This window comes from Mycobacterium tuberculosis complex sp. N0072 (genome assembly GCF_030323725.1).
GTDB classification, from domain to species: Bacteria; Actinomycetota; Actinomycetes; order Mycobacteriales; family Mycobacteriaceae; genus Mycobacterium; species Mycobacterium tuberculosis.
In genome coordinates this window covers 3240444-3251053 of record NZ_CP040689.1, presented here as the reverse complement: position 1 = coordinate 3251053, position 10610 = coordinate 3240444, and the positions used below count along the sequence as shown (strand labels likewise).

Here is a 10610-nt window from a genome sequence, read left to right as displayed (position 1 = left end):
TTATTCATGAAGTCAACCAAATTTCTTAGCGACGGCCGGCGTCGTTGCCTGGGCACGGTGGTGGTGCTAGCCGAGTCTAACGTCCCTTCCGCGTGCCGTGCCGCGTCCGCTGTGGTTGGTGTGACGTGTGCGATGCCGGTGACGAATTGGTAGTCAGGTAAGAACCGAGGTCAGAGTGCCGCCGGCGGCTGGGTCGCACGTCTTGTGACCGGCGTCCCGTTGTGACGAGATTAACAACACGCCTCGGCTGCACCCGAGATGGTGCATACCGGGCGGGGGCGGGGTGACCGGTCGGCCGCCACCGCCCCCGTGTGTGTCTGAAGCCATCCGCTCCAGACCGGTGCCGACGTACGGTGAATCTTCAGCAAATGTCCAGCGAATGGCTGTCCAGGTGTTGACCCCCGAGCCCTTCGGCCAGTTGGATCTTCGGCCAGCTACATCCGGAGCATAGCTAAGCTCGATCATGCCATTGGAGTGTTTTGTCTTCTATGTCGCTGACTAGCTCTGGCAAATTGTCGTTGAGGTAGAAGTGATCCCCAGGGAATACACGGATAGAGAACTCTTCCGTCGTCCGATCGCGCCACGGATCCATGTCGTCTTGCGTTGCGATCCAATCTTTATCTCCGATAAAGGCATAAATCGGACACGAGAGCTTCGTCTCTGGTGGGCAGGAATAACCGGCGATGGCTCGGACCGCTCGCAACGTGGGTAGCGCTCCAACGAAAAATTCGTCGTCGGTAAAGAAATCTGGATTCATTCCTGTCATTCGGGTGAACAAGTCCAACATCTCGCGATCTGATAAATCTTGGAGCTGCTTGTATCTGATATGACCCGGTGCTGAGCAGGCCGACACAAAGAATGCCAGGACTCGATGGCCCGCCGATTGGTATCGCAACGCTACTTCGAAGGCTAGCATTCCGCCCATACTGTGCCCAAAGAATGCCACCGGATCGTCGATCCGAGCCGACGGTTTCATCATTGCAAAGATTTCGTCAGCGAGGGTGGGAATACTCTCAAGCGGTGGCAGGCCAGAACGATCGTGCTGGCCGGGGTATTGGACAGCAATCCGCTTTACGTCGGCGGAAAATTCTCGGGAAAATGCGACATAGTCTTTCGCGGTGCCGCCGGCATGCGGGAAAATATACAGCGTGGGTGCGGCTTGCTTCGCGTCGCCGCTACTGTCGTCTGAGTGCCCGTTCACCGAGCCACCATAGCGTGGTCCGTGACGGGCCAGCATCGACACCTACGTTGTCGGCACGCTCGGGCAAGATCGCCCAGACGACGTAGGCTCACCCGGCAGCCGCCGAACGGTCTACGACACGCGCCCAGCAGGCCGCGTGATCTGAGTGGTCGCCCGGGCTCGTCGAATATGAAATTGTGTCCCGACACACCGGCGCCACCAGTGCAGTCACAGACGAAACACCAGGCACACTGGTAACAACAGGGATCTTGCAAGATGCCAGGAGGGTGTGGCCGTGTACCGAGTCTTTGAAGCGCTGGACGAATTGAGCGCCATAGTCGAAGAAGCCCGAGGCGTGCCGATGACGGCAGGTTGCGTCGTCCCGCGTGGGGATGTGCTGGAGTTGATCGACGACATCAAGGATGCGATCCCCGGTGAGCTGGATGACGCGCAGGACGTCCTCGACGCACGTGATTCGATGTTGCAGGACGCTAAGACGCACGCTGACTCTATGGTGTCCTCGGCGACCACTGAGGCGGAGTCGATACTCAACCACGCCCGCACCGAGGCTGACCGGATCCTGTCTGACGCGAAGGCGCAGGCTGATCGGATGGTCAGCGAGGCACGCCAGCACAGCGAGCGAATGGTCGCCGATGCACGCGAGGAGGCGATTCGCATCGCCACCGCCGCGAAACGCGAATACGAGGCCAGCGTCAGTCGCGCCCAGGCCGAATGCGACCGGCTGATCGAAAACGGCAACATCTCCTACGAGAAAGCCGTGCAGGAGGGCATCAAAGAGCAGCAGCGCCTGGTATCGCAGAACGAGGTGGTTGCGGCGGCCAACGCGGAATCGACCCGCCTCGTCGACACGGCGCACGCCGAGGCGGACCGGCTACGCGGAGAATGCGATATCTACGTCGACAACAAGCTCGCCGAATTCGAGGAATTCCTCAACGGCACCCTGCGGTCCGTTGGCCGCGGTCGCCACCAGCTCCGCACAGCGGCCGGCATTCACGACTACGCGGTGCGCTAACACCATTCACCCGGCGCAAGGATCAAGCGCCGGCCAACGCCCAACGCGGCGTGGATCTGGGTGGCGTGCGCCGTAGGATTTCTCTTATGGCCAGGCAGCACGGTCCCACTGCGCAGCGACATGTGGCGTCGCCGATGACGGTCGACATCGCACGGTTGGGGCGACGACCGGGAGCGATGTTCGAGCTGCATGACACCGTGCACAGCCCCGCACGCATCGGGCTGGAGCTGATCGCGATTGACCAGGGCGCCCTTCTGGACCTGGATCTGCGGGTCGAGTCGGTGTCCGAAGGCGTGTTGGTGACCGGGACCGTGGCCGCCCCGACCGTCGGCGAGTGTGCTCGTTGCCTCAGCCCGGTGCGGGGTCGCGTTCAGGTAGCCCTGACCGAACTGTTTGCCTATCCGGATAGCGCCACCGACGAGACCACCGAGGAAGACGAGGTCGGACGCGTCGTCGACGAAACCATCGATCTCGAGCAGCCGATCATCGATGCGGTCGGTCTGGAATTGCCGTTTTCGCCGGTGTGCCGGCCGGACTGCCCGGGTCTTTGCCCGCAGTGCGGTGTCCCGCTGGCCAGCGAGCCAGGTCATCGCCATGAACAGATCGACCCGCGGTGGGCGAAGTTGGTCGAAATGCTCGGGCCGGAGTCCGACACATTACGAGGTGAGCGATGATCCGGTCACGACAACCCCTGCTCGACGCACTCGGTGTGGACCTCCCGGACGAGCTGCTCTCACTGGCGTTGACCCACCGCAGCTACGCCTACGAGAACGGCGGGCTGCCGACCAACGAGCGTTTGGAGTTTCTCGGCGATGCCGTGCTAGGGCTGACCATCACCGACGCGCTGTTCCATCGTCATCCTGATCGGTCGGAGGGGGATCTGGCCAAACTGCGGGCCAGCGTAGTCAACACCCAGGCCCTGGCCGACGTCGCACGCCGCCTCTGTGCGGAAGGCCTCGGTGTTCACGTGCTATTGGGTCGCGGCGAGGCGAACACCGGCGGGGCCGACAAGTCCAGCATTCTGGCCGACGGTATGGAATCGCTGCTGGGCGCGATCTACCTGCAACACGGTATGGAGAAGGCCCGTGAGGTGATCCTGCGGCTGTTTGGCCCGTTGCTGGACGCCGCGCCGACCCTGGGTGCGGGATTGGATTGGAAGACCAGCTTGCAGGAGCTGACTGCAGCGCGAGGGCTGGGTGCGCCGTCATACCTGGTCACCTCCACCGGCCCGGACCACGATAAGGAATTCACCGCGGTGGTTGTCGTGATGGACAGCGAATACGGTTCAGGAGTGGGCCGGTCCAAAAAAGAAGCCGAGCAAAAAGCCGCGGCGGCCGCTTGGAAAGCCCTGGAAGTGCTCGACAACGCCATGCCGGGCAAAACCTCCGCCTAACTGGATTGATGGTGATGACCTGGGGGCGCCGGCTTTGCCGCGCTTGCGGGGGACTGCGCCCGGCTTCGCCGCGCTTGCGATCATCACTGGTTCGATGGTGATGACCTGGGGGCACCTCCCGCTTGCGGGGGACTGCGCCCGGCTTCGCCGCGCTTGCGATCATCACTGGTTCGATGGTGATGACCTGGGGGCACCTCCCGCTTGCGGGGGACTGCGCCCGGCTTCGCCGCGCTTGCGATCATCACTGGTTCGATGGTGATGACCCGCTGCGCCCGGCTTCGCCGCGCTTGCGATCATCACTGGTTCGATGGTGATGACCCGCTGCGCCCGGCTTCGCCGCGCTTGCGATCATCACTGGATGCCCGAGCTGCCCGAAGTCGAGGTGGTGCGGCGCGGCTTGCAGGCTCACGTGACCGGCCGGACCATCACCGAGGTTCGGGTGCACCACCCCCGCGCTGTGCGCCGCCACGATGCCGGGCCCGCGGATCTGACGGCGCGGCTGCGGGGAGCGCGGATCAACGGAACCGATCGGCGCGGCAAGTACCTGTGGTTGACACTCAATACGGCTGGGGTCCATAGGCCGACGGACACCGCACTCGTGGTGCACCTGGGCATGAGTGGGCAGATGCTGCTCGGGGCGGTGCCGTGTGCCGCTCACGTCCGGATTTCCGCGCTGCTCGACGACGGGACCGTGCTGAGCTTCGCTGACCAACGGACCTTCGGAGGGTGGCTGCTTGCCGACCTGGTGACGGTGGACGGCAGCGTGGTACCGGTGCCGGTCGCCCACCTGGCGCGCGACCCGCTTGACCCGCGGTTCGATTGTGACGCTGTAGTTAAAGTGTTGCGGCGCAAGCATTCCGAACTCAAGCGCCAGCTGCTGGATCAGCGGGTGGTGTCGGGAATCGGCAACATCTATGCCGATGAGGCGCTGTGGCGGGCCAAGGTGAACGGCGCCCACGTCGCCGCCACACTAAGGTGCCGGCGTCTGGGAGCGGTCCTGCATGCCGCCGCCGACGTGATGCGCGAAGCGCTGGCGAAAGGTGGCACCTCGTTCGACTCTTTGTATGTCAACGTCAACGGCGAGTCGGGCTACTTCGAGCGGTCGCTGGACGCTTATGGCCGCGAAGGCGAAAACTGTCGGCGCTGCGGCGCGGTGATACGCCGGGAGAGGTTTATGAACCGCTCGTCGTTCTACTGCCCGCGATGCCAGCCGCGGCCCCGAAAGTAGGGCGGGTGTTGACGCATCGAGATCGACGTCAGCGCGATGCTCTCTCTCGCGGGGGCGCTGCCGTCGATCTCGACGCAAAGACCCCCGGGTAGAAAGAAGCCATGACGCAACTGTGGGTCGAGCGCACCGGCACGCGCCGTTACATCGGACGCAGCACGCGGGGGGCGCAGGTGCTGGTTGGCTCCGAGGACGTCGACGGGGTATTCACCCCCGGAGAGCTGCTCAAGATCGCACTCGCCGCATGCAGCGGGATGGCCAGTGACCAGCCGCTGGCCCGGCGGCTCGGCGACGACTACCAGGCGGTGGTCAAGGTATCCGGTGCGGCCGACCGCGACCAGGAGCGCTATCCCCTGATCGAGGAGACCATGGAGCTCGACTTGTCGGGCCTCACCGAGGACGAAAAGGAGCGTCTGCTGGTGGTCATCAACCGCGCGGTGGAGCTGGCGTGCACCGTCGGGCGCACCCTCAAGTCGGGCACCACGGTCAACTTGGAGGTCGTCGATGTCGGCGCCTGACGTGCGGCTGACCGCCTGGGTGCACGGGTGGGTGCAGGGAGTCGGTTTCCGCTGGTGGACCCGCTGCCGAGCGTTGGAGCTCGGCCTGACCGGTTACGCGGCCAACCACGCCGACGGACGCGTGCTGGTGGTCGCCCAGGGTCCGCGCGCTGCGTGCCAGAAGCTGCTGCAGCTGCTGCAGGGCGACACGACACCGGGCCGCGTCGCCAAAGTCGTCGCCGACTGGTCGCAGTCGACGGAGCAGATCACCGGGTTCAGCGAGCGGTAATCTGGCCCCTCGTGTACCTCAAGAGTCTGACGTTGAAGGGCTTCAAGTCCTTCGCCGCGCCGACGACTTTACGCTTCGAGCCGGGCATTACGGCCGTCGTTGGGCCCAACGGCTCCGGCAAATCCAATGTGGTCGATGCCCTGGCGTGGGTGATGGGGGAGCAGGGGGCAAAGACGCTGCGCGGCGGCAAGATGGAAGACGTCATCTTCGCCGGCACCTCGTCGCGTGCGCCGCTGGGCCGCGCCGAAGTCACCGTTAGCATCGACAACTCCGACAACGCACTGCCTATCGAATACACCGAGGTGTCGATCACCCGAAGAATGTTTCGCGACGGTGCCAGCGAATACGAAATCAACGGCAGCAGTTGCCGTTTGATGGATGTGCAGGAGTTGCTGAGCGACTCCGGCATCGGCCGTGAGATGCATGTGATTGTTGGGCAAGGGAAGCTCGAGGAGATCTTGCAGTCGCGGCCTGAGGATCGGCGGGCGTTCATCGAGGAAGCCGCCGGTGTGCTCAAGCATCGCAAGCGCAAGGAAAAAGCTCTGCGCAAACTCGACACGATGGCGGCGAACCTGGCCCGGCTCACCGATCTGACCACCGAGCTCCGGCGTCAACTCAAACCGCTGGGCCGGCAGGCCGAGGCGGCCCAGCGTGCCGCGGCCATCCAAGCCGATCTGCGCGACGCCCGGCTGCGCCTGGCGGCCGACGACTTGGTAAGCCGCAGAGCCGAACGGGAAGCGGTCTTTCAGGCCGAGGCTGCGATGCGCCGCGAGCATGACGAGGCCGCCGCCCGGCTGGCGGTGGCATCCGAGGAGCTGGCCGCGCATGAGTCCGCGGTCGCCGAACTCTCGACGCGGGCCGAGTCGATCCAGCACACTTGGTTCGGGCTGTCTGCGCTGGCCGAACGGGTGGACGCTACGGTGCGCATCGCCAGCGAACGCGCCCATCATCTCGATATCGAGCCGGTAGCGGTCAGCGACACCGACCCCAGAAAGCCCGAGGAGCTAGAAGCCGAGGCCCAGCAGGTGGCCGTCGCCGAGCAACAACTGTTAGCGGAGCTGGACGCGGCGCGTGCCCGACTCGATGCTGCCCGTGCAGAGCTGGCCGACCGGGAGCGCCGCGCCGCCGAGGCCGACCGGGCACACCTGGCGGCGGTCCGGGAGGAGGCGGACCGCCGTGAGGGACTGGCGCGGCTGGCTGGCCAGGTGGAGACCATGCGGGCGCGTGTCGAATCGATCGATGAGAGCGTGGCACGGTTGTCCGAGCGGATCGAGGATGCCGCAATGCGCGCCCAGCAGACCCGAGCCGAGTTCGAAACCGTGCAGGGCCGCATCGGTGAACTGGATCAAGGCGAGGTCGGCCTGGATGAGCACCACGAGCGTACTGTGGCCGCGTTGCGGTTGGCCGACGAACGCGTCGCCGAGCTGCAATCCGCCGAACGCGCCGCCGAACGCCAGGTGGCATCGCTACGGGCTCGCATCGATGCGCTCGCAGTGGGGCTACAGCGCAAGGACGGCGCGGCGTGGCTGGCGCACAATCGCAGTGGCGCAGGGCTTTTCGGTTCGATCGCCCAATTGGTGAAGGTACGTTCCGGCTATGAAGCGGCACTGGCCGCGGCGCTCGGGCCGGCGGCCGACGCACTTGCGGTGGACGGCCTGACTGCCGCGGGTAGTGCCGTCAGCGCACTCAAACAAGCCGACGGCGGTCGCGCGGTCCTCGTGCTGAGTGACTGGCCGGCCCCGCAAGCCCCCCAATCCGCCTCGGGGGAGATGCTGCCTAGCGGCGCCCAGTGGGCCCTAGACCTGGTCGAGTCTCCACCGCAGTTGGTTGGCGCGATGATCGCCATGCTTTCGGGTGTCGCGGTGGTCAACGACCTGACTGAGGCAATGGGCCTGGTCGAGATTCGTCCGGAGCTACGCGCGGTCACCGTTGACGGTGATCTGGTGGGCGCCGGCTGGGTCAGCGGCGGATCGGACCGCAAGCTGTCCACCTTGGAGGTCACCTCCGAGATCGACAAGGCCAGGAGTGAGCTGGCCGCTGCCGAGGCGCTGGCGGCGCAATTGAATGCGGCCCTGGCCGGTGCGCTGACCGAGCAGTCCGCCCGCCAGGACGCGGCCGAGCAAGCCTTGGCCGCGCTTAACGAATCCGACACGGCCATCTCGGCGATGTACGAGCAGCTGGGCCGCCTCGGGCAGGAGGCCCGCGCGGCGGAAGAAGAGTGGAACCGGTTGCTGCAGCAGCGTACGGAACAGGAAGCCGTGCGCACACAGACTCTCGACGACGTCATACAACTTGAGACCCAGCTGCGTAAGGCCCAGGAGACCCAACGGGTGCAGGTGGCCCAACCGATCGACCGCCAGGCGATCAGTGCCGCTGCCGATCGCGCCCGCGGTGTCGAAGTGGAAGCCCGGCTGGCGGTGCGCACCGCCGAGGAACGCGCCAACGCGGTTCGCGGGCGGGCCGATTCGCTGCGCCGTGCGGCTGCGGCGGAACGTGAGGCGCGGGTGCGGGCTCAGCAAGCACGCGCCGCAAGACTGCATGCGGCCGCGGTGGCCGCAGCGGTCGCCGACTGCGGACGGCTGCTGGCCGGGCGGTTGCACCGGGCGGTGGACGGGGCGTCGCAACTGCGCGACGCGTCGGCCGCGCAACGTCAGCAGCGGTTAGCGGCGATGGCCGCGGTGCGCGACGAGGTGAACACGCTGAGCGCCCGAGTGGGGGAACTCACCGATTCGCTGCACCGCGACGAGCTGGCTAACGCGCAGGCGGCGCTGCGTATCGAGCAGCTTGAGCAGATGGTGCTAGAGCAGTTCGGAATGGCGCCGGCCGACTTGATCACCGAATACGGTCCACATGTGGCGCTACCACCGACCGAGCTCGAGATGGCTGAGTTCGAGCAAGCCCGCGAACGCGGCGAGCAGGTGATTGCGCCCGCCCCCATGCCGTTCGACCGGGTTACCCAGGAGCGCCGGGCCAAACGCGCCGAGCGTGCGCTTGCCGAGTTGGGCAGGGTCAACCCGCTGGCGCTCGAAGAGTTTGCTGCCTTGGAGGAGCGCTACAATTTCCTGTCCACCCAACTCGAGGATGTCAAGGCTGCCCGCAAGGATCTGCTGGGCGTCGTCGCCGATGTTGACGCCCGCATCCTGCAGGTGTTCAATGACGCGTTCGTAGACGTGGAACGCGAATTTCGCGGCGTGTTCACCGCATTGTTCCCCGGTGGTGAAGGACGGCTGCGGCTGACCGAGCCCGACGACATGCTCACCACCGGCATCGAGGTCGAAGCCCGCCCGCCGGGCAAGAAGATTACCCGACTGTCTTTGCTCTCCGGTGGCGAGAAGGCGCTGACCGCGGTGGCGATGCTGGTCGCGATCTTTCGTGCCCGTCCATCGCCGTTCTACATCATGGACGAGGTGGAGGCCGCCCTCGACGACGTGAACCTGCGCCGACTGCTCAGCCTGTTCGAACAGCTGCGAGAGCAGTCGCAGATCATCATCATCACCCACCAGAAGCCGACGATGGAGGTCGCGGACGCACTGTACGGCGTAACCATGCAGAACGACGGCATCACCGCGGTCATCTCGCAGCGCATGCGCGGTCAGCAGGTGGATCAGCTGGTTACCAATTCCTCGTAGGGTTCGTCCCTAAGCATCGGGGCAAGCGACCCCTGGAAGGATTGTCAGCGTGTGGGAAGGTTTGTGGATCGCCACGGCGGTCATCGCCGCCCTGGTCGTCATCGCTGCGCTGACCCTGGGGCTGGTGCTCTACCGTCGGCGGCGCATCAGTCTGTCGCCTCGGCCCGAGCGCGGCGTTGTCGACCGCTCAGGCGGTTACACCGCATCGTCTGGCATCACGTTTAGTCAGACGCCGACGACCCAGCCGGCCGAGCGGATCGATACGAGCGGACTGCCCGCCGTGGGCGACGATGCGACCGTCCCTCGCGACGCGCCCAAGCGCACGATCGCCGACGTACACCTTCCCGAGTTTGAGCCAGAACCCCAGGCTCCAGAGGTCCCCGAGGCTGACGCCATCGCGCCGCCCGAAGGTCGATTGGAACGACTGCGCGGACGGCTCGCCAGATCGCAGAATGCCCTCGGGCGCGGCCTGTTGGGACTGATCGGCGGCGGCGACCTGGACGAGGACTCCTGGCAAGACGTCGAGGACACCCTGCTGGTCGCCGACCTGGGACCGGCGGCCACCGCGTCGGTGGTGTCGCAGTTGCGCAGCCGCCTGGCCAGCGGCAACGTGCGTACCGAGGCCGACGCCCGGGCGGTATTGCGTGACGTCCTGATCAACGAACTGCAACCTGGCATGGACCGCTCGATCCGCGCGCTACCGCACGCCGGCCATCCTTCGGTGTTGCTGGTCGTCGGCGTCAACGGCACCGGAAAAACCACCACGGTCGGCAAGTTGGCGCGGGTACTAGTGGCCGACGGCCGACGGGTCGTACTCGGTGCGGCTGACACCTTCCGTGCGGCCGCCGCCGATCAGCTACAGACCTGGGCGGCGCGGGTTGGCGCAGCGGTGGTTCGCGGGCCCGAAGGCGCCGACCCGGCATCGGTGGCGTTCGACGCCGTCGACAAGGGCATCGCCGCCGGCGCAGACGTCGTGCTCATCGATACAGCCGGGCGGCTGCACACCAAGGTTGGCCTGATGGACGAGCTGGACAAGGTCAAGCGCGTGGTGACTCGGCGAGCGTCCGTTGACGAGGTGTTGCTGGTGCTCGATGCCACGATCGGACAGAACGGGTTGGCGCAGGCCAGAGTGTTCGCCGAGGTCGTCGACATCAGCGGCGCGGTGCTCACCAAACTGGACGGAACGGCCAAGGGCGGCATTGTGTTCCGCGTTCAACAGGAACTTGGGGTGCCGGTGAAGCTGGTCGGGCTTGGTGAAGGCCCCGATGACCTGGCGCCTTTCGAACCCGCCGCATTCGTCGACGCCCTGCTCGGCTAGCCGAGGTGGCGACCCGCTGCGCGCGGCTGCGCCGCGCTTGCGATCG

Annotated in this window: 10 protein-coding genes; 8 read left to right on the top strand and 2 right to left on the bottom strand. The window is 65.8% G+C overall.

Features of this window, described 5'->3' with window-relative positions:
* Window positions 1-153: 153 nt before the first annotated feature.
* Together FF952_RS15460 and tesA are read right to left on the bottom strand one after the other, a co-directional pair.
* Window positions 154-465, bottom strand: a complete 312-nt coding sequence (locus FF952_RS15460; RefSeq protein WP_003900596.1) for a hypothetical protein — start codon at window positions 463-465, stop codon at window positions 154-156.
* Window positions 452-1237: a thioesterase TesA gene (gene tesA / locus FF952_RS15455; RefSeq protein WP_003414828.1), complete on the bottom strand. Its 786-nt coding sequence runs from the start codon at window positions 1235-1237 to the stop codon at window positions 452-454. The genes FF952_RS15460 and tesA overlap by 14 nt, the downstream gene beginning before the upstream one ends.
* A 238-nt stretch (window positions 1238-1475) precedes the next feature.
* Between tesA and sepIVA the strand changes: the two genes are divergently transcribed.
* The 8 genes from sepIVA (at window position 1476) to ftsY (ending at window position 10564) form a co-directional block, all read left to right on the top strand.
* Window positions 1476-2213, top strand: coding sequence for a cell division protein SepIVA (gene sepIVA, locus FF952_RS15450; protein ID WP_003904108.1), 738 nt, complete (start codon window positions 1476-1478; stop codon window positions 2211-2213).
* Between the two features lie 86 nt (window positions 2214-2299).
* Window positions 2300-2887: a YceD family protein gene (locus FF952_RS15445; protein WP_003912009.1), complete on the top strand. Its 588-nt coding sequence runs from the start codon at window positions 2300-2302 to the stop codon at window positions 2885-2887.
* Window positions 2884-3606, top strand: a complete 723-nt coding sequence (gene rnc / locus FF952_RS15440; protein ID WP_003414820.1) for a ribonuclease III — start codon at window positions 2884-2886, stop codon at window positions 3604-3606. Before FF952_RS15445 ends, rnc begins: the two co-directional genes overlap by 4 nt.
* 358 nt (window positions 3607-3964) lie before the next feature.
* A complete protein-coding gene (mutM, locus tag FF952_RS15435) occupies window positions 3965-4834 on the top strand; it encodes a DNA-formamidopyrimidine glycosylase (RefSeq protein WP_003414814.1) in 870 nt (289 codons plus the stop codon).
* A 101-nt stretch (window positions 4835-4935) separates the two neighbouring features.
* Entirely contained in the window at window positions 4936-5349 is a 414-nt protein-coding gene (locus FF952_RS15430; RefSeq protein WP_003414812.1) for an OsmC family protein, read from the top strand.
* Entirely contained in the window at window positions 5336-5617 is a 282-nt protein-coding gene (locus FF952_RS15425) for an acylphosphatase (protein WP_003414811.1), read from the top strand. Before FF952_RS15430 ends, FF952_RS15425 begins: the two co-directional genes overlap by 14 nt.
* Before the next feature lie 11 nt (window positions 5618-5628).
* On the top strand, window positions 5629-9246 hold the full coding sequence (smc, locus tag FF952_RS15420) for a chromosome segregation protein SMC (RefSeq protein WP_003899542.1): 3618 nt from the start codon (window positions 5629-5631) through the stop codon (window positions 9244-9246).
* Window positions 9247-9295: 49 nt separating this feature from the next.
* On the top strand, window positions 9296-10564 hold the full coding sequence (ftsY, locus tag FF952_RS15415; protein ID WP_003899541.1) for a signal recognition particle-docking protein FtsY: 1269 nt from the start codon (window positions 9296-9298) through the stop codon (window positions 10562-10564).
* Window positions 10565-10610: the final 46 nt, after the last annotated feature.

Excerpts from the sequence above, each read along its gene's own strand:
- FF952_RS15460 (WP_003900596.1), bottom strand. The coding sequence starts at position 465 with ATGATCGAGCTTAGCTATGCTCCGGATGTAGCTGGCCGAAGATCCAAC.
- mutM (WP_003414814.1), top strand. The coding sequence starts at position 3,965 with ATGCCCGAGCTGCCCGAAGTCGAGGTGGTGCGGCGCGGCTTGCAGGCT.
- tesA (WP_003414828.1), bottom strand. The coding sequence starts at position 1,237 with ATGCTGGCCCGTCACGGACCACGCTATGGTGGCTCGGTGAACGGGCAC.
- FF952_RS15445 (WP_003912009.1), top strand. The coding sequence starts at position 2,300 with ATGGCCAGGCAGCACGGTCCCACTGCGCAGCGACATGTGGCGTCGCCG.
- rnc (WP_003414820.1), top strand. The coding sequence starts at position 2,884 with ATGATCCGGTCACGACAACCCCTGCTCGACGCACTCGGTGTGGACCTC.
- FF952_RS15425 (WP_003414811.1), top strand. The coding sequence starts at position 5,336 with ATGTCGGCGCCTGACGTGCGGCTGACCGCCTGGGTGCACGGGTGGGTG.
- FF952_RS15430 (WP_003414812.1), top strand. The coding sequence starts at position 4,936 with ATGACGCAACTGTGGGTCGAGCGCACCGGCACGCGCCGTTACATCGGA.